21 protein-coding genes and 1 tRNA gene are annotated in these 22,006 nt (G+C 56.8%); 7 read left to right on the top strand and 15 right to left on the bottom strand.

Going from position 1 to position 22,006, the window contains the following annotated elements:
* Nucleotides 1-33 precede the first annotated feature (33 nt).
* Nucleotides 34-786 carry a phosphoribosylaminoimidazolesuccinocarboxamide synthase gene (purC, locus tag LPC22_RS01310; protein WP_144085179.1) on the bottom strand — a complete coding sequence of 251 codons (753 nt, stop codon included), beginning with the start codon at nucleotides 784-786 and terminating at the stop codon, nucleotides 34-36.
* A 77-nt stretch (nucleotides 787-863) separates the two neighbouring features.
* Complete coding sequence (gene purT / locus LPC22_RS01305) at nucleotides 864-2,171, bottom strand: formate-dependent phosphoribosylglycinamide formyltransferase (RefSeq protein ID WP_373312851.1); 1,308 nt, start codon at nucleotides 2,169-2,171, stop codon at nucleotides 864-866.
* Nucleotides 2,172-2,306: 135 nt separating this feature from the next.
* Here purT and LPC22_RS01300 point away from each other — a divergent pair, with 135 nt between their 5' ends.
* The 5 genes from LPC22_RS01300 (at nucleotide 2,307) to LPC22_RS01280 (ending at nucleotide 7,090) form a co-directional block, all read left to right on the top strand.
* Nucleotides 2,307-3,359 carry a methionine ABC transporter ATP-binding protein gene (locus tag LPC22_RS01300; protein ID WP_229131734.1) on the top strand — a complete coding sequence of 351 codons (1,053 nt, stop codon included), beginning with the start codon at nucleotides 2,307-2,309 and terminating at the stop codon, nucleotides 3,357-3,359.
* Nucleotides 3,356-4,036 carry a methionine ABC transporter permease gene (locus tag LPC22_RS01295; RefSeq protein WP_045924669.1) on the top strand — a complete coding sequence of 227 codons (681 nt, stop codon included), beginning with the start codon at nucleotides 3,356-3,358 and terminating at the stop codon, nucleotides 4,034-4,036. The genes LPC22_RS01300 and LPC22_RS01295 overlap by 4 nt, the downstream gene beginning before the upstream one ends.
* Nucleotides 4,037-4,061: 25 nt before the next feature.
* Nucleotides 4,062-4,943, top strand: a complete 882-nt coding sequence (locus LPC22_RS01290; RefSeq protein WP_229131733.1) for a MetQ/NlpA family ABC transporter substrate-binding protein — start codon at nucleotides 4,062-4,064, stop codon at nucleotides 4,941-4,943.
* A 33-nt stretch (nucleotides 4,944-4,976) separates the two neighbouring features.
* Nucleotides 4,977-5,840 (top strand): MetQ/NlpA family ABC transporter substrate-binding protein, encoded by an 864-nt coding sequence (locus LPC22_RS01285; protein WP_229131732.1) that lies wholly within the window; start codon nucleotides 4,977-4,979, stop codon nucleotides 5,838-5,840.
* Between the two features lie 77 nt (nucleotides 5,841-5,917).
* Complete coding sequence (locus LPC22_RS01280; protein WP_229131731.1) at nucleotides 5,918-7,090, top strand: glycosyltransferase; 1,173 nt, start codon at nucleotides 5,918-5,920, stop codon at nucleotides 7,088-7,090.
* On the opposite strand, the gene LPC22_RS01275 is transcribed toward LPC22_RS01280, so the two are convergent.
* The gene (locus LPC22_RS01275; protein ID WP_229131730.1) at nucleotides 7,087-7,863 is read right to left on the bottom strand and encodes an ABC transporter permease; all 777 of its coding nucleotides are present in this window, start codon (nucleotides 7,861-7,863) and stop codon (nucleotides 7,087-7,089) included. The genes LPC22_RS01280 and LPC22_RS01275 overlap by 4 nt on opposite strands.
* On the bottom strand, nucleotides 7,860-8,792 hold the full coding sequence (locus LPC22_RS01270; RefSeq protein WP_229131729.1) for an ABC transporter ATP-binding protein: 933 nt from the start codon (nucleotides 8,790-8,792) through the stop codon (nucleotides 7,860-7,862). The genes LPC22_RS01275 and LPC22_RS01270 overlap by 4 nt, the downstream gene beginning before the upstream one ends.
* A gap of 157 nt (nucleotides 8,793-8,949) precedes the next feature.
* On the opposite strand from LPC22_RS01270, the gene LPC22_RS01265 reads away from it, so the two are divergent.
* Both LPC22_RS01265 and LPC22_RS01260 read left to right on the top strand, forming a co-directional pair.
* Entirely contained in the window at nucleotides 8,950-9,642 is a 693-nt protein-coding gene (locus LPC22_RS01265; RefSeq protein WP_024626615.1) for a response regulator transcription factor, read from the top strand.
* Nucleotides 9,643-9,692: 50 nt separating this feature from the next.
* Nucleotides 9,693-10,598: a sensor histidine kinase gene (locus LPC22_RS01260; protein ID WP_216476347.1), complete on the top strand. Its 906-nt coding sequence runs from the start codon at nucleotides 9,693-9,695 to the stop codon at nucleotides 10,596-10,598.
* A 175-nt stretch (nucleotides 10,599-10,773) separates the two neighbouring features.
* Here the strand turns inward: LPC22_RS01260 and LPC22_RS01255 are convergent, their stop codons facing one another.
* From LPC22_RS01255 to LPC22_RS01210, 11 genes are all read right to left on the bottom strand, one after another.
* Nucleotides 10,774-11,823 (bottom strand): NAD(P)-dependent alcohol dehydrogenase, encoded by a 1,050-nt coding sequence (locus LPC22_RS01255; protein WP_024626613.1) that lies wholly within the window; start codon nucleotides 11,821-11,823, stop codon nucleotides 10,774-10,776.
* A gap of 245 nt (nucleotides 11,824-12,068) precedes the next feature.
* A complete protein-coding gene (locus tag LPC22_RS01250) occupies nucleotides 12,069-13,094 on the bottom strand; it encodes a threonine aldolase family protein (RefSeq protein WP_024626612.1) in 1,026 nt (341 codons plus the stop codon).
* A gap of 81 nt (nucleotides 13,095-13,175) precedes the next feature.
* Nucleotides 13,176-14,585 carry an NAD(P)(+) transhydrogenase (Re/Si-specific) subunit beta gene (locus LPC22_RS01245; protein WP_024626611.1) on the bottom strand — a complete coding sequence of 470 codons (1,410 nt, stop codon included), beginning with the start codon at nucleotides 14,583-14,585 and terminating at the stop codon, nucleotides 13,176-13,178.
* Entirely contained in the window at nucleotides 14,582-14,950 is a 369-nt protein-coding gene (locus LPC22_RS01240) for an NAD(P) transhydrogenase subunit alpha part 2 (protein ID WP_024626610.1), read from the bottom strand. The genes LPC22_RS01245 and LPC22_RS01240 overlap by 4 nt, the downstream gene beginning before the upstream one ends.
* On the bottom strand, nucleotides 14,947-16,137 hold the full coding sequence (locus tag LPC22_RS01235; protein ID WP_024626609.1) for an NAD(P) transhydrogenase subunit alpha: 1,191 nt from the start codon (nucleotides 16,135-16,137) through the stop codon (nucleotides 14,947-14,949). Before LPC22_RS01235 ends, LPC22_RS01240 begins: the two co-directional genes overlap by 4 nt.
* 556 nt (nucleotides 16,138-16,693) lie before the next feature.
* A complete protein-coding gene (locus LPC22_RS01230; RefSeq protein WP_155804663.1) occupies nucleotides 16,694-17,620 on the bottom strand; it encodes a hypothetical protein in 927 nt (308 codons plus the stop codon).
* Between the two features lie 896 nt (nucleotides 17,621-18,516).
* A complete protein-coding gene (locus LPC22_RS01225) occupies nucleotides 18,517-19,362 on the bottom strand; it encodes a hypothetical protein (protein WP_155804662.1) in 846 nt (281 codons plus the stop codon).
* 431 nt (nucleotides 19,363-19,793) lie between these two features.
* Nucleotides 19,794-19,869, bottom strand: a tRNA-His gene (locus LPC22_RS01220).
* Between the two features lie 44 nt (nucleotides 19,870-19,913).
* A complete protein-coding gene (locus LPC22_RS08435) occupies nucleotides 19,914-20,333 on the bottom strand; it encodes an ASCH domain-containing protein (RefSeq protein WP_155804661.1) in 420 nt (139 codons plus the stop codon).
* Nucleotides 20,334-20,437: 104 nt separating this feature from the next.
* Nucleotides 20,438-21,013, bottom strand: coding sequence for a DNA-deoxyinosine glycosylase (locus LPC22_RS01215; protein WP_024626605.1), 576 nt, complete (start codon nucleotides 21,011-21,013; stop codon nucleotides 20,438-20,440).
* A complete protein-coding gene (locus LPC22_RS01210) occupies nucleotides 21,010-22,002 on the bottom strand; it encodes a YwiC-like family protein (protein ID WP_229131728.1) in 993 nt (330 codons plus the stop codon). Before LPC22_RS01210 ends, LPC22_RS01215 begins: the two co-directional genes overlap by 4 nt.
* Nucleotides 22,003-22,006 lie beyond the last annotated feature (4 nt).

Raw genomic sequence — 22,006 nt, 5'->3', positions numbered from 1 at the left:
GGAGGCGATATGCTCGCTTCCGGGTCCACCGATTCAGCTGTTCGATTGGCTTTCGCGCTCCTCCAATTCGGTCAGCCCATCCAGAATGGTTTGATAAGCCGGAATGATGCTGCCCAGGTCCCTGCGGAAGATGTCCTTGTCCAGGTGGGTGACCTGGCCGTCATGATTGTTGCCGATGGCCCAGAGCCGGCAGGTGTCGGGGGTGATCTCGTCGCCGAGAAGGATGATGCCCGATCCGGTCTTGCCCATTTCGATCTTGAAATCCACCAGCTCCACGTTGATGGCGCGGAAGATGCTGGTCAGGGCCCCGTTGATCTCCCGGGTCTTTGCTGCGATGATGTCCAGATCCTGCTCGGTGGCCAGTCCCAGGGCCAGAATGTCGTCCCGGTTGATAAACGGATCATCCAGAGGATCGGACTTGTAGAAGAATTCCAGCACCGGCTGCTTCAAGGCCGTACCTTCCGCAACTCCGTACCGCTGGGCGAAGGAGCCTGCGGCCCGGTTGCGCATGACGATCTCCAGCGGGAACATGTCCAGCCGGCGGTTGAGCTGTTCGGTATCCGAGATGCTGCGTACGAAGTGGCTGGGGATACCCCGGCGGGCCAGCAGGGAGAATATCACCGTGGTGATCCTGTTGTTCAGTCTGGCCTTGCCTTCGATATTGGCCTTCTTGGCCCCGTTCCCCGCGGTGGCCTGGTCAGTGTACTCAACCCAGAGTATGTCCGGGTCATCCGTCTCGTACAGTTTCTTGGCCTTGCCTTGATAGCGCATTCCCAACTTTTCCACTGTTCGCCTTCCTCGAGTTTGTTGCGAATTGGAAACTTCTGCACTGCTTGGGACACGACCACCATAGCAAGCCCGGGTTACATCCCCGCGCCCACCCGCGGTTTCAGATCGCTGGCCACGGCTTCAGCGCGTTCGGTGGCGGTCTGCAGATCCGGCCCCAAGGCCAGGGCCACGCCCATGCGGCGCAGGCCATGCACTTCGGGCTTGGAGAAGATGCGCAGGTCGGTGCCAGGGTGGTCCAGGGCCTGCGGCAGGCCTTGGAAGCTGACCGGTCCCTGGCCTCTGGCCAGGATGGGTCGGCTGACCGCGCAGGTGCCCTCCGGCAGATTCAGGGCCAGATCCTCCTGGTGGACGGGAATGCCCAGGATGGCCCGGGCGTGAAGGTCGAACTCGCTCAGCCGTTGGGAGATCATGGTCACCATGCCGGTGTCATGGGGGCGCGGCGCCACCTCGTTGAAGAGCAGGGAGCCGTCGCGCAGGACGAAGATCTCCACACCGTAGATCCCCCAACCGGTCTCGCCGCTCTGGCGGGCCAGGGAGGTCATGGCCTCAACCAACCGGGTGGCCATGCTCCGGGCCTGCTGCAGGATGTCAGGATTCAGATCCGCCGGTTGCCAGGAGAGGCGGTAGTCCCCGTCCTCCTGACGCTGGCCGATGGGCGTGCAGGTGGCCACGCCGGCGCAGGAGGCCACGGTCAGAACCGTCAGCTCATGGGCCAGGGGGGCCAGGGCTTCCACGATGACCTCGGCCTTGCCCTGGTGCCTGGTGGCTGCCCGGCCTTGGGTCAGTGCCGAATTCCAGGCTTGAGACAAACCCTCCCTGCTTCGCACCAGAGTCTGTCCGTGGCCGGAGGAGCTCATCAGGGGTTTGACCATGCAGGGGTAGCCCACCTGGTCCGCCGCGCTGGCCAGCTCTTCGGGGGAGTCGGCGAATCGGTAGGGGGTAGTGGGCAGGCCTGCCTGTTCGTGGGCGAAGACGCGCAGGGCCCTGCGATCCATGCACATGGCCGCCAGGGGGGCGGCAGGCACTACCTGGATGCCCCGGGCCGCGGCACCGACCAGGCGGTCTGTGGCGATGGCCTCCACTTCAGGCACGATCAAATCGGGGTGGACCTTGTCGATCAGGTCCTCCAAAGCCTGGGGATCGCTCATTTTCACCTGGTAGCCCGCATGGGCCACCTGGGTGGCCGGTGCGCCAGGGTAGGAGTCCGCCGCGCCAACCCAGGCACCCAGCCGCATCAGACTGATGGCTATCTCGCGGCCGAGTTCGCCGGCTCCTAGGAGAAGGACTCGTGTAGGTCTTGGCCCCAGAGGAGAGCCGAACGGCCGCTCCCCGGGATTGATGGTGTTGATAATCCGCTGCTGACCGGATGCGCTCATACCCATATTCTGCCACCGACCCATCGACCAAGCAGGCGGGTTATCGATACATGCCTATAAATGACATCTATAGAGGCCTTCTTGTCCACTGGCCGCCGGGACGATTACCATGTCAGGCAGTCGACCAGGGAAGGCGGGAACGTGAGCGAGCGGACACCGGCGGTGCGGATGGAGCACCTGACCAAGACCTATCACAGCGACGACGACGAAGACAAGACGGCACTGGCCGACATTGATCTGACCGTCGAGACTGGGGATATTTTTGGCATCATTGGTCTGAGCGGGGCGGGCAAGTCCACGCTGGTCCGCTGCATCAACGGGCTGGAGGATTACGACTCGGGCAGCGTCAAGGTCCGCGGCCGCGAGGTCAAGGATCTGGCTCCGGCCGAGCTGAGGGACCTGAGGCGTCGCACCGGCATGATCTTCCAGCATTTCAACCTGATGCCCTCCAGAACGGTGGCCGACAATGTGGGCCTGCCTCTGCGGGGGAGCGGCCGCGACCGTGCATCTCGACGGGCCCGGGTGTCCGAGCTTCTGGAACTGGTAGGGCTGACCGAGCTGGCCGACCACTATCCCGCCGAGCTCTCCGGCGGCCAGCAGCAGCGGGTGGCCATCGCCCGAGCCCTGGCCAACGAACCGGATATCCTGCTCAGCGACGAGGCCACCAGCGCACTGGATCCGACCACCACGCGCTCCATTCTTCAGCTGCTCCGCGACCTGCACGACCAGCTGGGCATCACCGTGGTCATGATCACCCATGAAATGTCGGTCATCCGGCAGATCTGCAACCGGGTGGCGGTCATCGACCAGGGCGTCATCGTGGAGCAGGGCAGGGTCTTCGATGTTTTTGCAGATCCCAAGGCCCAGCTGACCAAATCCTTCGTGGCCACCACCTCCAACCTGGACAAGGTCAAGGATCTGATGGCTGCCGATTCGCCCCTGGTGGCCCTGGAGCCGGGGCAGATCCTCATGCGCATGTCCTATGTCTCCAAGGAGGTCTCCGAAGCCCTGGTCTCCACCATCAGCCGTCGCTACAACCTGGACGTCAACATCATCTTCGGCGATATCGATGTGGTGGAGGGTGCGCCCCTGGGCGGTCTGGTGGTCACAGTGGGCGGCGACGCTGAAAACATCCGCCAGGCCATGGAATACCTGCGCTCGCGCAACATCGGAATCGAGGTTCTCAAGTCATGACGTCCCTGCTTACCGCCTGGTTCCCCAACGTCATGAGCCGGCTGCCGGAGTTCTTCAGCAGCATGGTTCAGACCCTGGTCATGGTCGGCGTCTCCGGGGTGATCTCCTTCCTGCTGGCCCTGGTCATCGGGGTGGGGCTGATCATCAGCCGACGTGACGGCATCCGCCACAACGGCCTGGTCTTCACTATCCTGGACAAGCTGATCGACCTTTTCCGCTCCATCCCCTTCATCATTCTGGCGGCGGCCCTGGTGCCGGTGACCAGGATGCTCATGGGCACGGCCATCGGGCCCAAGGGGGCGATCTTCCCCCTGGTCGTGGGCATCACGCCTTTCTTCTCCCGACAGATCGAGTCGGCCCTTGCCGGTCTGGATCCTGGGTATGTCGAGGCGGCGGAGTCCATGGGCATGACCACCTGGCAGATCATCTGGCACGTCTACCTGCGTGAGGGCATCCCCTCCATCATCCGGGTGACCACCATCACCATCGTCAGCCTGGTGGGCGAGACCGCCACCGTGGGCATCGTGGGCGGCGGAGGTCTGGGCGACTTCGCCATCCGTCTGGGCTACCAGCGGTCCATGAATGACGTGACCATCGCCACCATCATCGTGCTGGTCATCTTCATCGCCCTGATCGAACTGTTCGGCCGGCTTCTGGCCGAGGTCGTCGAACACTGAGCAACCCGGGAAAGGTCAGATTATCGTGGTCGGTCGTAGTCGCGTCGGCAAAAAGAACAAAGCCAAGATCCAGCTGGCGGCGCTCAGCCTGGTCATCGTCCTCCTGCTGGCGTTGGTGGTCGGTACCGATGTCCGTCTGAACCAGGTGGGTGCCGATGTCAAGGTCGTCAAGGTCGGCGTCATCGGCAGCTCGGACGATCAGATCTGGAAGGCCGTCCAGGCAGAGCTGGATCGGCGGGGTGAGCACATCAGGATCGAGCTCAAGCCCTTCCAGGATGCCATCTACGTCAACCAGGCCACGTCCAACCGCGAGGTGGATTTCAACGCAGCCCAGCACTATGCCTACCTGGAGGACGATGTAAAGACCAACCATTACCAGCTGGCCGTGCTTGGCAATACCTACATCTCGCCCATGAACCTCTACTCGCAGCGCTATGCCAAGCCCTCGCAGTTCCAGGACGGCGACCGGGTGGCCATCCCCAACAACGCCACCAACATGGGCCGGGCCTTGAAGGTCCTGGCCGATGCCAAGCTGATCGGGCTGCGCGACCCCAAGGCCACCAACCCGCTGCCTGAGGATGTGGTGGACAATCCCAAGCATCTGAGTATCGAGCAGGTGGATCCGGCCGGCATCCTCAACTTGCTGCCCGACTATGCGGGCGGGGTCACCAATGCCAACTTCGTGGTCGATGCAGGGCGCAGCGTGCATGATGCCATCCACGAGGTTCCTTACGACCTGCAGAACCCGGCCAACAAGCCATACATCAACATCATCGTCACCACCAAGGATCAGCGTGACAACCCCACCTACGCCGCAGTGGTGCGCGCCTATCATTCCAAGCCCGTAGCCGACACCATCGTCCGTGTCTACAAGGGCGCCTGCCTGCCGGCATTCAAGGTTTCCTGATGCGATAGGTTCCAGCAATGAAGGAGGACGGATATGAGCACCAGAAGAACCAGGGCCAAGCGAGAGCTGGCGGCTGTCTCGGTCGTCATCCTGGTGGTCGCCGTCCTGATGGGCGTGGCCTATGTCAAGGTCAACCAGCCCGAGCGCGGCCAGCGGGAGATCAGCATCGGCCTGGTGGGCGATGCTGATGAGGAGATCTGGAAGGCTGTTCAGCACGAGTTGGACCAGCGCCGGGCCGGCATAACAATCAAGCTTCGCTCCTTCCAATACGGGCGTTACGCCAATCAGGCGCTTGCCAACGGGGAGATCGACTTGAACGCCTTCCAGCATTATGCCTTTCTGGAGCAGGAGACCAAGCAGCACGGATACCGGTTCGCCGCCATCGGCGACACCTACATTTCACCCCTCAACCTGTACTCCAAGAAGTACCGGAGCGTCGACCAGATAGGGCGAGGCGAGCGGCTGGCCATTCCCAGTGATCCCATCGACCTGGGCCGGTCCCTGAAGGTGCTTGCCAGCGCCGGGCTGATCGGTCTGCGAGACCCCAAGGCCACCACGCCGGTTCCTGAAGACATCGTCGACAACCCGCGCGGGCTGGTCCTGGACCAGGTCGATCCGCCGGGAATCGTCAAGGTCCTGCCCGACTATGCGGCCGGCATTACCAACACCAATTTCATCCTGGATGCCGGCATGAAGATCCAGGATGCCATCTACCAGGTGCCCGGCGATCTCAAATCGCCAGCCAATCACCCCTATGTCAACATCATCGTGGCCAGGCAGGTCGACAAGAACGACCCCGCCTACAAGTCCCTGGTTTCCGCCTACCACAGTCGATATGTGGCTGATGCCATCAACCGCTACTACCGTGGGGCGGCCGTCCCGGCCTTCTCCTACTAATAGTGGGTGCAATCGGGTCGTCGCCCTTTTTTGGTCCGACCCAAAGCTGCTAATGATGAACAGCAGGGGGAAGGCTGATGAGGGATCCTAAGCGCCTGACGCTGGCCCTGGTTCTGGACTCCTTTGGCAACAGGGGCAACGGGACTTCCAACTCCGCCATCCAATACGCCCAGGGTCTGGAAGCGCTGGGGCATAGGGTCCGCTTGGTGGGGGTTGGATCGACCGAGTATCCGGCGCGAGTGCATCGAATTCCTCTGGTCTCCCGTGTGGCGGCCAGGCAGCAGATGAGCTTCGCTCGTGCTGATCCGGAACTTTTCCGAAGGGCCTTTACCGGTGTTGACCTGGTCCATATTTATGAGCCCTTCGCCTTCGGCCGGGCCGCCCTGGCACAGGCCAGGTCCATGGGCATACCGGTGACCGCAGGGTTTCACATTCAGCCTGAGAACATCACTTATTCCGCAGGCCCATTGCGCTGGCTGCCCGGGGTAGATGCGGCCATCTACCGGCTCTTTCGGTTCTGGCTCTACGACCATGTCGGGCACATCCACGTTCCTACCCAGTTGACGGCCGACCTGCTGCGCTCGCATGGGTACAAGGCCCGTCTGCACGTCATATCCAACGGGTACCAGCCCAGGTTCAACCCTGGTGACCGATACGAGAGGCAGCGATCCGGTCGGTTGATCCAGGTCGTGGCCTCCGGCAGGCTGGCTCGGGAAAAGGATCATCTGACCCTGATCCGTGCCCTGGCCTTGTGCCGGAACAAATACAGGATCAGCTTGACCATAGCAGGTACAGGTCCCATGGAGCGGTGCCTGAGAACGGAAGCCGCCCGGCAGCTGGCCGGCATGAAGGTTTCGATTGGATTCCATCAGAACTCGACCATGCCCGATCTGCTCAGGCAGGCCGACCTGCTGGTCCACCCGTCCATCGCGGATCTGGAATCCGTCAGCGTCCTGGAGGGGATGGCCTGCGGCGCAGTCCCGATCATCGCCCAGTCTGATCTGAGTGCCGCAGGACACTTCGCCCTGACGCAGCACTCGCTCTTCCCGGTCGGCAGGGCCCGGTCCCTGGCTGAGCAAATCGACTGGTGGATAGACCATCCTGATGCCCTTGCAGTCTGGTCCGGACGCTACGCCGAACATGCCAAGGAACATTATTCTCTGGATACCTCCGTCAGGGCCTTTGCCCATATGGCTGTGCAGGCCGTCAGCGATCAAGAGCCGGAACAGGTGCAGTCTAACCTGGCTTAGATTTCCTGCTTGGATATGATCAGAGCCGACCCGAAGATAGCCACCAGGACCACGCCCACGGATACTCCGGCATAGATCCAGACCTGATCGGCCGTCAGAGTGTTCAAGACAATCTGTTCGCCGAACCCGACGAAGTCGAAGTATTTCAGCCATTTCCATTTCGCAGTGAACTCCACGATGCCGATCAGAATGGGCCATATCACAATCACCACCGCTGGAATGACCAGGGATTTGGTAATGATCAACAGGACGATGCCCAGGCTGATGATGACGGAAATGCAGAAGCTGACTGATAGGGTCATGACAGCGACATCCTTGCACAAAATGCCCCAGCCGGCCCCAGTCTTCCTTCCCAGGGCTAGTCCGGTCAGCAGAATAGTGATGAAGTAGCACAGGGTCAGAAGGATGATGTCAGTCAGGATGGTCACGTACTTGCCCAGGATGAACTGTATCCGCGAGATTCCCGATGTCAGCGTGTTCTTCAAGGTGTGCTGGCTGTATTCCGCACCAATGACGATAACAAAGACCGCGATGTAAAAGTAAATTAGAGACGAGGCGGAGGCGACACCCACTTGCAGGCCAGTCCTGATGGTCCAGCTTTGGCCTTCGATTTCCACCAGTTTATGATCGTATTCTTCGCCCCCAGTGCTAATTCCTATGGTCGTCTTGCACCATGTGGCCACTATGCCGAGGGCCACAGTGGCAATCAGCAGAATCAACATGCCGATGGAGCGTCGCTGCCTGTAAAAGTCGGCCCTGATCTGGTTAATCATTGTTGTCTCCTCGACTCTTGAGAGTCCTTGTTCAGCAGATCTGCGAAATATTCCTCCAGCGATCCCTTCTGCTGGTTGATTTGATTGACCAGGATGCCTTCCTGAACCAGAAGTCTGTTGATGGGGCCCGGTTCCAGATTCCCCTGCTTGATCAGAATCTGATGGTCGTCAAGGACTTGGAAGGGGCCGATTCCCTCGCGATCCAGGATCATGGCGGCCTTGGAACTCTGGTCCACGTCGATCAACAGTCCATTCTGATTGATCCGATCCAGTTCATCCTTGTCTACCTCCTTGATCAGGCGGCCGTGGCTGATGAATCCGAACCGGGAGGAGACCAGGTAAAGTTCGCTCAGAATGTGACTGGAGATGAGAATGGTCGTCTGGCGCTCCTTGTTGAGCTTGTCCAGGAGTGTTCTGAATTCCATGATTCCTGCCGGGTCCAGGCCGTTGATGGGCTCGTCCAGAATCAGGAAATCGGGTCGGGTGAGGATGGCCATGGCCAGACCCAAGCGTTGACGCTGGCCCAGAGAGAGGTGACCGGCCCGAGTCTTGGCCTTTTCGCTCAGGCCGACGAAGTCGATGGTCTGATCGATGGCCTTGCCGTCGGCCAGCCCGTGCTGGATGGCTGTCAGTTTCATGTTCTGGCTGACGGTGAGTTTTTTGAAGGCAGCCGGGGCCTCAATGATTGAGCCTATCCTGCTTAGTATCCGGCTGTTCTTGCCAATCGTGTGCCCCATCAGCCTTATGCTCCCCTTTTGTATGGGGGACAGTCCGGTGATCAGACGCATCAGGGTGGTTTTGCCAGCGCCGTTCTCGCCGATCAGCCCGTAGATCTCGCCCTTGTTTATGGAGAGGCTGAGATCGTCCAGTGCCTGGAAGCGGCCGAACCGTTTGCTGACATGGCTGATATCCAGAATGGCATCGTCCATGGAGTTCCTTTCTTTGTGTCGCTATCAGAGAATCTAAAATGCCTTTCTTAAGTGCTTGGCCAAGAAATCATTAAGAATTTCATAAATCCGATTGGGCGAGATCGGCATCGTTAGGCGGCTTCAGTAACATGAGAGTGACCTGCGAAAGGAAGAAAGTATGCCGACGATTCTGGTCGTGGAGGATCAGGAGGACATCCAGTCCCTGCTCAAGGATGTGTTGGGAGGGACCTACCGAATCATCCAGGCGACGACGGGTGCCCAGGCCTTGGCTCGCTTCCAGCAGGAGGAACCCGACCTGATTCTTCTGGATCTGATGCTCCCCGTAGTCACCGGGGACAGCGTACTCAAGGCCATTCGGCGTATGTCATCGGTGCCGGTCATCATCCTCACGGCCATCCAGGACAAGACCAGGACCGTCAGCCTCCTGGAGCAGGGCGCCAATGATTATGTGACCAAGCCATTTGACATTGACGAGCTCCGCGCTCGCGTCCAAGTTCAGCTGCGCCAATCCGGAGCGCTGAAAGCGGGCGCGGATGCAGCAGGTAAATCCGATGCCAAGATTTGTTTCCAGGGGATCGAGCTGGACCGGATGGAGCACACGGTCAGCGTTGATGGGCACCGGGTCGATCTGGCCCGCAAGGAATTCGCCATTCTTGAGCTTCTGATGGACCATCCGCATCGGGTCTTCGAGAAGGAGGACCTCTATAGGCAGGTTTGGAACCAGCCATACATCAATGCTGAGAATACTCTCAATGTGCATCTGAGCACCTTGCGGACCAGTTTGAACAGGTATGCCGGCAGTCAGCGCTACATCGTGTCGGTCTGGGGCATCGGCGTTCGCTTGGTTTGAATTCGGATGGAAGGAAGAACGATGAATAAGGGGTCGTCGGAGGTGAATCCGTGAAGGTGGTTGCACTTGTTCTGGGTCTTGTCGCCCTCGCCTTGGCGATTGGCCTGATAATGCTGACTGCCGACCTCAAGCGGATCAGTGATGATCTGGATTTCATCAACCATGCCGACACCAATGCCTTGGTAACCACAGGGTCCAATATCGGGCTCATCCGCACTCTGGCAGATAGGATCAACGCCGTTCTGAACAAGACCAGACGACTGCAGATCACCCAGGCTGAGCAGAACAAGCAAGTCCGGCAGATGCTGACCAACCTAACCCATGACATCAAGACCCCTTTGACCGTGGCCAGGGGATACGCCCAGCTGCTCAAGGAGGGATCGGCTGATCAGAAGCAATTGGGCAAGATCCTCAACAACCTGCAGTCGGTGGATCATTATCTTCATTACCTGATGGATTTCAATCTGATACAGGAGAAGAGCGTGAGCCTGGATCTGACCAGGGTGAACCTATCGGAACTGGTTCAACAGGAGCTCTTCAACGCTTTCGATTCTTTGACTGCGCGGTCAGTCACGGTGGAGCCCAGAATCCAAACTGGTGTGGAAATTACGACGGACCAGACCATGATGAGTCGAATAATTCAGAACCTGATCGGCAACTGGCTCAAGTATGCGGAGGAATCAGCCTGGGTGGACCTGCACAAGGGTGAAGACGGGCGGATTCATCTGGACTTCGGCAACAAAACCAAGGGCGGAGCCGTCGATGTGGACAGGCTCATGGAACGGTTCCAGACCGATGATCAATCACGGACCAAGATCAGAAGCACAGGTCTGGGTCTCAGTATTGTCGACTCCCTGGTGGATTCGCTGGGCGGTTCCATGAGCTTGGAATCCAGCAGGGGTATTTTCTTGGCCCACTTGCTAATGAGCGATGCTCCGCAATCGAACGCACTGTAAATAACGCAGGCTTGGGGGAACTCGGTGAGATGCTGTGGCCGGTCACGGTCTTCATGACGAGACCATGACCGGCCATCAGCGCGTGTAGGCGAAGAACGGTGTCAGTACATGAATCTGATTGTGCTTAAATCCGGTCAACGGATAAGCCGCTTCTCCGTCTACATTCGAGGGAAAATCAAGCCTTGGTGTGGGGAACTACAACAGCCCTGGCCGAGAGCTTGTTGTCGACCAGCTTGTGGTAGGCGTCCAGAGCGTTGTCCAGCGAATAGGTTTCGATCTCGGTCTCGATCTGGCCGTTGCGATACATGTTGGCCACATCGTAGAGCTCAGGGATGGAGCCCCAGTAAACGCCAAGCAGCTCCTGCTCCCAGGGCTTGGAGTACCAGTCGTATTCCGCCTTGCCGCCGGCGATGCCGACCACGGTCACCCGGGATCCCGGGCCGCCTGAAGCCTGTGCGGCAGCAATGGTCGGGGCTACACCCACGAAATCGAAGGCAGCATCCACGCCCTCGCCATGGGTGATCTTCCTGATGTTCTCCACCTGGTGCTCGTCGCTCATAACGGGAATGGCACCCTTGGCCTCAGCCTTGGCCAGAGCCTCCGGCTTGGTATCGGTGGCAATCACGGTAGCGCCGGTCAGAGCGTGCAGAATCTGAATGGCGATCTGGCCCAGTCCGCCCAGGCCAATGACCAGAGCGTACTTTCCGCCGCCGTTCAGGTGGGGCATGGCAGCCCGGATGGCGTGGTAGGGAGTCAGGGCAGCGTCAGCCAGGGGTGCTGCACCGATTGGATCCGCATCGCCCAGGGGTACCAGGTTGCGGGCAGGGACAGTCATGTATTCGGCCATGCCGCCGTCGCGACCCAAACCCAGGGCCAGTGACTTATTGGTCGCGGCGCTGGAGCAGTAGTTCTCCTGGCCGGCCACGCAGTGAGGGCAGTGACCGCATCCGGTGGGCCCATAGACGATGTAGGCATCACCCTTCTTGAAGCCTGTGACATCGGGTCCTACCTCTTCGACCCAACCAGTGGTCTCGTGCCCCAGAATGAATGGAGGCTTGGTGTGGCTCCCGGTTTCTGGGGTGTAGTCCTGGAAGACGGAGACGTCGGAATGGCAGCAACCTGCCCCAGCCACCTTGAGCAGAACTTCGCCGCTTCCAGGGGTCGGCTCCGGCACTTCCTTGAGAGTGGGGAAGGTGTTGAATTGTTCGAAAACAACGGCTTTCATAAGCTTCCTTTCATCGTTGAAGCATTTCCGCCCCCTATCCTTAGGGCGGGGATGTGTGCATCAGCATCGTTGCAATAAAAATCTTACTGAACGACAGCTTTGCACTCACCTCGGAAGTGTGTGATATGTCCAACAGTGTGGGATGAAAGCCATATGTATACAAATGCCCCTCCCTCAAAGCTGACTGGCAGAGGGAGGGGTACACACAGGATGCGGGTCTTGCCTTGGATCGGTGTGAGCGGCTTTTACAGCAAATTGATCAGAGCCTGGGTGTCCTCGACTGTCGTCGCCCAGGACGTGGCCAGTCGGATCACGGTGTGGGTGGCATCGCTGCGTTCCCAGAAGTCGAAGGCGACCTGCTTGGAAAGCTCCTCCATGCGCTCATTGTCCAGGCGGACGAAGGTCTGATTGGTGGGGGAGTCCATGACAATCTGATACCCCTTCTCTCGCAGGGCCTTCTTGACCGTCGTTGCTGTCTGGATGGCGTTGCGGCTGATGCGCAGGTAGAGGTCATCGGTAAAGAGGACATCGAACTGTACCCCTAGGAGCCTTCCCTTGGCCAGAAGGGCTCCCCTTCTTTTGATCATGGTGCTGAAATGCTCGGGAGCATTACCCTTGGGGAAGACTACCGCCTCGCCGCAGAGTGCGCCCACCTTGGTTCCGCCGATGTAGAAGACATCGCAGAGACGGGCTATGTCCGTCAGATCAACGTCGGTTCCGGGGGCCACCAGTCCGTACCCCAGCCTGGCTCCGTCCAGGTAGAGCGGAATCTTGTGTTCCTGACAGATCTGCGAGAGGTCTTCCAGCTCCTGACGGGTGTAGAGGGTTCCATACTCGGTGGGATGGGAGATGTAGACCATGCCGGGGAAGACCATCTGCTCATGGTTTTCGTCGGCGTAGAAGCCTTCCAGGAAAGCCTTAAGGTCCTCGGCGCGAATCTTGCCCTGTTCGCCGGGAATGGTCAGGACCTTATGGCCTACGGCTTCAATGGCGCCGGCCTCATGGACGTTGACATGGCCGGTATCTGCGGCGACTACTCCCTGGTAGGACTTCAGCAGGCAGGAGGTGACGACCTGGTTGGTCTGGGTCCCGCCGGCCAGGAAATAGACCTGGGCTTTGGGGCAGTCGCAGGCCTGGGCGATCTTCTGAGCGGCGGAGAGGCAGTACCGATCCTTGCCGTAACCGGGAAGGTGCTCCATGTTGGTATCGATCAGCCGCTGCAAGACTGCGGGGTGGGCTCCCTCGGAATAGTCGTTGACGAATGACAGCATGTGGGTCCTTCCGGTTCGATGATAATTGGCTCCGGACCAGCCAAGCCGATCCGGAGCCATGGTTCTGACTACAGCATATGCTCAGGCTATGAGCTCCTTGACGGAGGCAATGATTGCCTGGAGGCTGACCTTGGCGTCGTTGAAGAGCATCTGTGTGTTCGGGTTGAAGTAGAGCTCATTTTCGATGCCGGCGTACCCCTTGCCTCTGCCTCTCTTGAGGACGACAACGTGCTGGGCCTTGTCGACGTCCAGGATGGGCATGCCGGAGACTGCGGTCCCTGGTCGGCGTGCGGCCGGGTTGGTCACGTCATTGGCGCCCACTACCAAGGCGACGTTGGCTGAGGGGAACTGGGGGTTGATGTCATCAAGGTCGATCAATTCCTCATAGGGGACGTTGGCCTCGGCCAAGAGGACGTTCATGTGTCCAGGCATACGGCCGGCCACAGGATGGATGGCATAGGAGACCTCCACGCCTCGGCCCTTGAGCAGCTCGCCCAGATCGGCCAGTTCACGTTGTGCCTGGGCCTGTGCTAGACCGAAGCCGGGAACGAAGATGACCTTGTCGGCATAGACCAGCTGGACTGCCACATCGTCGGGTGTGGTCTCCTTCATGGTCCCTTGGGCACCTTGATCCTGGCTGGCGCTGACAGAGGAACCGCCGAACCCTCCGGCTAGGACGCTCAGGAGCGGCCTGTTCATGGCCTGGGCCATCAGGACGGACAGAGTGGCACCTGCTGCACCAACCAAAGCGCCTGCCACGATCAGAGCCACGTTGTCGATGGCTAGGCCGTTCATGGCCACAGCTGTGCCGGTGCAGGCGTTCAAGACGGAGATGACCACGGGCATGTCGGCGCCGCCAATGGGGATGACGAAGACCAGTCCATAGCCCAGGGCGAAGATGGCTGTGAGGATGGCCCACAGGGTCCGATTGACAGGATTCAGGCAGAGCATGACTAGGCAGAGGACCGTCAACAGGGCGAAAAGCACATTCCAGACAGCCTTTGCTGGCAGCTTCAGGTTTTTGATCAGGCTGATGCCCTGGAGCTTGCCGGCAGCTATCAGGGAGCCGGTGAAGGTGATGGAACCGATGACCACGCCCAGGCCGGCGGTGATCAGCACCACCAGAGTCGGTGTGCCCTCTGAAGTCAATATGTCGTTTAGGGCGACCAGGGCTGCAGCGCCGCCGCCGACCGTGTTGAAGACGGAAACCAGCTGAGGCATGTCCGTCATTTTGACCTTCTTGGCCGAGTAGACCCCTGCTGCGGATCCGATCAGGATGCCAAGCACGAGCAGAACGATGGCCAGGGATGAGGTGAAACCGGTGGCGACCAGGTGGATGAAGGCCATGGCCACGGCGATGACCATGCCTGCTGCCGAAATTCGATTGCCTGTACGGGCCGTCTTGGGGGAATTCATGTAGTGCAGGCCCATGACGAACATGACTGAGGAAAGGAGGTAGACGAACCAGGTGATGATGTCGAGGGTGTTCACTTGTCGACTCCCTCGTTCTTAGTGCTCTCGGTCGTGGCGGACGAAGCCTGTTCGTCCTGGCCGGCTTTATCCTTTCCCTTGTCGGGTTTGGAGGACTTGAACATCTCCAGCATCCTATCGGTCACCACGTAGCCGCCCACCACATTCATGGCGCCAAGGACGGCAGCCAGGAAAATAAGTATGTAGGAGAGCGGGGAGTGAGCCTCTGCCGCGATGATGACTACTCCGACGATCACAATGCCATGAATGGAGTTGGCGCCCGACATGAGCGGCGTGTGAAGCGTGGCCGGAACCTTGCCAATCACCTCCACGCCGATCAGCAGCGCCAGAATGAAGAGCGTAATTGCTATGACCACAGAATTCATTGCTCTTGACCTTTCTCTTCGGTCTCTTCGGCATCTGGGGCATCAGTGCTTCCATGTGTGCCGGATTCGGTTGCATTAAATACAACCAGTGCTTGATCGATCTCGTCGTCTGCTTTGATGCTGAGCGCGCCATCACGAAGGAAGTGCATCAATACGTCCGCTACGTTTCTGGACAGGAGGTTGGAGGCCGTCGTGGCTACACCGCTGGCCAGGTATGGTGCCCCGATCATGATGACTCCCTTGTCGGTGGTCCTGGTTCCCACCTGTGATCCCTCGACATTGCCACCCAGGTCGCTGGCGGCGCAATCCACGATCACAGCTCCCGGATGCAGGTTGGCCACACCCTTGGCGCTCAGGAGGCGAGGAGGCTTTCCACCAGGAACCTTGGCCGTGGTGATGACCACATCGAAGCCTGCCGCTTTGGCATCCACCGCGGCCTGCTGCTGGGCCTGCTCCTGATCGGTCAGTTGCCGCGCGTAGCCGCCCTGGCCCTGTCCCTTGGAGAAGTCCAATCCCAGGTCGAGAAACTTGGCTCCTAGGGATTCCACCTCCTGCCTGGAAGCGGGTCTGACATCATAGGCGGTGACTACGGCTCCCAGACGTTTTGCGGTCCCGATGGCCTGCAAGCCTGCAATCCCCGCGCCCAGGACCAGAACCTTGGCTGGTCGGATGGTTCCTGCTGCAGTGGTCATCATAGGGAAGAAGGATCCATAGGCATCGGCAGCCACCAGGGCCGCCTTGTATCCCATGACCGAGTTTTGTGAGGTCATCTCATCCATGGACTGGGCCGAGCTGAGCTGTCGGGGGAGGCGCTCCATAGCGATTCCGGTAAGCCCGGCGGCCTCCAAGGATGTGATGTAGTCAGTGTCGCTCAAAGACCCCAGCATGCCGATGATCCATGTTCCGGCCGGAATCTGCTTCAGCAATGAGCTATCCGGTCTGTTGACAAAACCCAGGACTCCTGATTTGGATAGGACGCTATCCCTGTCGGTGACTGTGGCCCCCTTCTGTTGGTAGTCCTCATCACGGAAGCCGGCTCGAGCTCCTGCTCCGGACTCCAATAGACAGGTAACGCCTTGCCTGGTCAGCCGGGTCACGATGTCAGGGGTTAGGGCCACACGGGACTCATGATCGTCAGCTTCTTTGAGGACCCCGAAGGTTATGTGGGATTGTTCTGGTCCACTCATGTCTTTCCTTTTTCAAGCACAACTGTGTGTGAGCAATTTCACCATTGATTCTAGTTGCTGCACCTTGCTGTTGGGAGGTTAATGCAGCCTGTATGTGCTTGCGCTTTATAAGTATCTGTCGAGAAGGGACCAAGCTCAAGGTATTTTCCGAATGTGGACGAAAAATAGAAGGAGTATGAAGCTGTGCCCGCATAGCTGCACCCGCGCGACCTATGCAACGTCTGAAGAGTTGTAACGTCCGAGGAATGGACTCACGGTTTGTTACCGAATTTTTGGGGAGCCGGTCGGCATAGCGCATGGCATCGCAGCCCTGTCCATTCGACAGTTTCCAGCTATGACCAGCTACTGTATGTGGGTTGATCATGCTAGGGTGCCGCGCGTCTTCAAGAATGATACGCGGCACCCTGAGACGCAAAACCTCAGTGAGCACGAGACCTTGGCGAACAGAACAACTAGGCTGCCTGATTTGTTCGTCTGCTGTGGCGGTCTCACATTGACGGTCAGTCCGCCTTTCTGGACTTGTGCGTCGCTTCTGATTTATGTGCGCTGTGGTGCCTTATTCCTTTCCCTCGTGCTTGTCGTTTGCCACGGAATCCTTGGGCTTGGACTGCAGGGGATTGTGATGGCAGATGAGGGCGAAGGCAGCCAGGGTCTCGATCATGCTGGCGATGATCCAGGTGATCACGATGGCGTTCTGGTGTTTGCCGACTGTTCCCATTCGGGTGAAGATGAAGACATCCATGATGAAGGTCTGCAGCACCAGAAGGACCGTCGCCACGACTACCGTCCTGGTATGCCTGTCCGTCTCCGTTCCCTCTCCCTCCGGCTTGCCGGGAGACTTGAAGCTGGCATAGGAGAGGAGCCAAATGCCGATTCCGAATAAGACTGCGGCGAGAGGCAGGGAGAAGAAGATCGGCATGGTGCTCAGGCTGAGCCCCAAAGCTGCGACTAGGACTGCTGAGGCCAGGCCTAGATAGAAGGATTCATGGTTCTTTGCCTTGGGTGGTTTGGCAGGTTGGCTTTCTTTAGTTGGCTGAGATGGCTTCTCGGCAGATACAGGCGCATCCTTTGCGGCAGTCTTATTGGGTTGGCTCGGCTTGTCGTCATGAGAGGGACCATCATGCTCTCTGTCTGCGTGACCGGCCTGTTCCTGCTTATTTTGTGCTTCAGGTCTGCCATGACCAGCGTCCTTGCTGGATGAGTCCCTGCCTTCCTTCTCGCCTGTTTGCTCTGCTGCAGGCTTTGGCTTGGGTGCATTTGCTGCTAATTCCGATACATGGTTTATGTTTCTCGCTGCTGACTGATCAGAACTTTTCTGACTGTTGTTGTTTGAAGAGGAAGTACTTTTCGGCACTTCAATATTCTTTTTCTCTTGCAGCTGTTCATGTTTGTCTCCGCCCCAGTTCCGTTGGCTGTTGCGTATCTGAGAATCACCATGACTAACTCTTTTTCTGTTCGCATGTTCATTTTGATTGCTTCTCAACTAACCCTCCAAGGTTTGACTTTCTTTTTTCTTTTCACGCTGTAGGTCTTCTGGCAGCCTGATGAAAAAAAGATCACTGTTGCATAGTTTATGTGTCTTTTCTCTGTAGAAGTGGCATTGATTGGCACAAGACAGGCATCATCGTGGTGCAGGGACTTTCGCGGCCGAATCACTTACGAGTATTTACGGTTCGTCGAAGAACAATCAACAATCATTGTGAGCTGAGAGGTAGGGAGGTGATTGCATGGAGTTAGTTTTATTATGTCCAGTACTAGAGGGGCTCGTGAGTCGTCGATTCATCAAGTTTATTTTTTTTTTCGATCATTCCTGTCGGCTACAAGTTTGTGGCCTCATCATTTTTTCTGTGAGATTAAGTTGGAAGGATTGTAGTTTTGTTCGTTGACAGTATTGGGGAAATGATGTACTGCGTTACGTACAATAATTCTTCTGGAAGTTTTATAACCATGCTTGTGGTGATATCAGGAATGGCGTGAAATTCGCTAGAATCAGTAAGGCTAGGACAGCTCTTTTGCTTTGATGGAGCAACGAGGATTCAATGCTGTCAGCAATCGAGGCGATAGATGCCATTATTGATATTATTGCAAAAAGTTGAGAATACAGATATTACGAATCTAATGCCTATTGTTGTGTTTCGCGATATAACAGGCGCATTAAATACTAGAAAATTCTCTATGTCAGTTAATAGCCTACACCCATTATATAAGGTTAGGCTAGAACCGAGGTAGCCATAAATCTGTAGAAAGCAAGGTACGTTTTGTACATGTTGAATGTGGAAGCTTTGCCTTTATATGATCTATTTAGTCCACAATTTACGGTTACTTAATATGAAATTCATAAGGACAACAAAATCCAAGACTTTGCTTTATGCACTGGGATCACTCATTGTCAGTTCCATCTGCCATAGACGGGTCAGTCCTGTCATCATCGGCTGGGTCACTACTATTTGTTACGTCCTCGCTTTGATCTCCTGAAGCAAGGACAGTTTTTTCGTCTTTGGACTTTGCGTCCTGTTCTTTGCAGAATCTTTCGTTGAATACTTGGACGAAGTAAGTAATAGTAATGAAGGACAGAACTGCAGTGGTGAGTGGATCATCTTTAAAAAAAGTGCCTTCATGATGATTTATTACTGCTAACCAATAGCACATGATATAAGCCAAGCCAGTTATGCAGTATGGTGCAGTTCTCAAATACCAACGTAAATTATTGCTGTGAACCATATCAAATCCCGCATAAAGGACAACTGTTACTTCAATTAGTGTCATCGCTGTGAAAACAACGGTGTGTGAAAAATCTAAATGATGAGTAAACAATAGAAGTGGGTAAAGGCAGTACAGCAATGATATTAAAGTAATTACAATATTCTTCGAAAGTTTTATGCCGTATGATTGTTCATATTTTTCTTTATTTTCTTTTTTTATCTTTTTTTGTTCTTCTCGTATCTTTTTTTGCTGGTCTCGGCTGCTTCCTTTTGATGAACGTGCGACAGTAACAATTAAAGGGATTGGAAGGGAGAGGTAAGCCCATAAAACTATTACATACAAGCACCATATGAAGACTTTCCAGGAGTTACTAGTCAACGTACTATAACCCCGAGGCCGGAAGTGATCCAGCGGTTTCAAAATGCATGTAACAATGATTGCCAATATTAAAGATATAGCATATGCTATTATTGTTTTTATCTTTTTGTTGCTTGGCTTTAGTGTCATATCGTCTCCATTCATTGATTTCCTTTATACCGAGTGTATTGCCTATTTGCGTTTCGAAGCTGTCATGAAATTCCTCCTCTTAATTAGGACGGGAGGTGTGCCTAACTGTCAGATAAAGACGGTTGAAAAACTATCATATTGGTATATATAATGTCCGATAGTATCTTTCAATTACTCGGTAACTGCTCCTCTTTATCCTTTCGTACAAATACTTTGGCCAGGAAAAGAAGATCTAAGGCTTAAGCCTGCAAGGGAGTGAGCGGCTCACTTCAATCCGGTATGAAGCAGCCGAGAGGGCTATGCGTGAGATAGAGCCCAGGTACAGGGCGAGTCGCTAGCTTTTTGCTCACTTAGGCATACAAACGGCACACAAAATCGACTATGGATGTAGTTTGGTCACATGTTATAAAACCATTGTTTCCCATTCGGGAGTAGGGATTTAAAGGTGGGGTGGCTAACGCGGCTCGAACGCGCGACCTCCTGAACCACAATCAGGTGCTCTACCAACTGAGCTATAGCCACCATGGTGAATCGACCCGCATGGCGGATCAATGCAACAGATGAAACTATACACGATGGCATGACATGGCACGCCGGTGAAGCGTGACCCATATTGCAAAGGTTGTGCTCTGTCTTTGGGCTTTCAGTTCATGACCATCGCTTCTACATAAAACTCTCCAGCACAACCGAGGTTCGGTTATCGACTTGAAATCCGGACCATTCAGCACTTGTAGTACGCTCTTTGACGTCCAGAAGGACTTATGAGCCTCGTGCCAATTCATCCGCCTTTTATGGCCCTCTCCTTCATTCAGGGGATGCTGGCACGTGACCAAACCTGGTTGGGTCACCTCCACTGAGGCATATCTAAGGACGGCAACTGGCTGGTCATCTGAGTTTGCCAGAAGTGTTAGCCGATCGGAGCTGGGGAGTGGCTCATGATCGTGGATGAACTTTGCCGCAGCCAGGCCGTAGCATTTTTTGTCCATCTAGAATTGCGGTTACCAGCCTATCGCGTTCTGTGCCAGGGAAGGCGAATTCTTTCTTGGGAAGGTTCTTAACATCTTGGGCTTTGACTGCTGGTATTTGTCTATTAGCCACATTCGATGTGAGTGTCTTGTATATGATGCTCTTCTTCGTCGAGTGCTTTTCTTATGGGCTGGTAGGCCTTGATTAGATCGGTCAGGCTCTGAGCGGCATTGGCGGGGCTGGTGGATGGCAGATTGATCATCGTTGGTCGATACCCCTTCTCCTGCAGGCTTGGCAGGCAGTACCGACGGTAAAGCTGGCCTGCCTTGCGTCCTGTAGTGAATATGGTGTCGATAGGCGCACGGTCCAGCAAACCGGTGATGTCGGTTGGCACGACATTGATGATTGAAGCATCGGAGGCACCGTGGATGTCGCATTCTTGGATGACATCCCAGAGGGCGATGCGGTGTTTGAGCGCGAACTCGGTGCGGACAGCTGGATCAGGCTCTGGAACACACTGGTCGAAGAGTGCGGCCAGCACAGGCCAGAAGCGGTTGCGCGGAAACATGTAGTAGAAGCCAGCCTCGCGCGAACTCGGGCTGGGTATGGATCCAAGGATCAGTACACGGGACTGTTCATCCCAAACAGGCCCGAACCCATGGGTGACGTGGGTGACAGGTGTGGCCAAACCTGCAGTCATGCGCCGAGCAGGCCAGTCAGAGCCGTAGTCATCACGCCAGCTTGGGCGATCACCAGAATGAAGACCAGCAGGCTGGTTGCGCATTCGACCAGGCCCACATACAGAATGGGAATGCGGCGCCGACGGGCGATTGCAGGCAACAAGGCCGCACGCACCAGCAGAACCACGGCGGACAACAAAGGCCACCATCCTGCTGTGCGTACCATGGCGACCCCAATCAGGCAGAGGGCCAGGTTCCAAGCCAGCGAAAGCAGGTAGCACCAGGTCTTGCCGCGCTCGCGAATCATGGTCTTGACGAAGATGACCGAACCGAACTGGGTCACTGCGAAGACAACTGCACTGACCACTCCAATCGATGGCAGGGCGGCGCTTGGCAGGAATCCATTGGCGAAGCAGTCCACAGCAGGGTTCGGTTGGCATCCGAAGTAGCCAGAATTGGCACCATCCAGTCCTGATCCAGGCTTTTGGAATTGTGACCCTAGGGAGACGGCGATCAGGCAAAGCGTGCAGGCCGCAATCACGGCCACCGTATCGTTCCACCATGAGCGTTCCGTGCGCATCCAGGCGGCGGCAAAGTTCAGCACGCCCAGCACCAAGTAGAGCGGTGCCCATCGCAGGAGCCCAGGGGTGCCGACCAATAGAATCAGTCCGGTCACGGCCGTGAGCAGGGCGTATCCCAAAGCTGGTGGCGCGAATCTGGCAGCTCGGTGTGAAACCATCCACCGCGAGCCAGTGAACTCAAAGCAGTAGCAGAAAGCCCAGGCGACCATGAGCAGCAGGCTCCTCCAGGTCGGGCCTCCAATCAGCAGACCGGCCAGTCCCGGCATCAAGGCCATGGCCCAGCCGCCTATCTGGTCGGGTATCCATAGCCGCCGCCACTGACGCCCCTTGGATCCTGCTCCGGTCGATTTTGCTGATTTGCGGGCTTGAGGGCTTGGTCTGCTGCCCTTTGACCCGGCGGCCTTGCCCTTGTCTGCGTCTGTAAGCATACTC

The sequence above is a fragment of the Bifidobacterium mizhiense genome (assembly GCF_020884755.1).
Taxonomy (GTDB): Bacteria; Actinomycetota; Actinomycetes; order Actinomycetales; family Bifidobacteriaceae; genus Bombiscardovia; species Bombiscardovia mizhiensis.
This window is presented reverse-complemented; position numbering and strand designations above follow the sequence as displayed.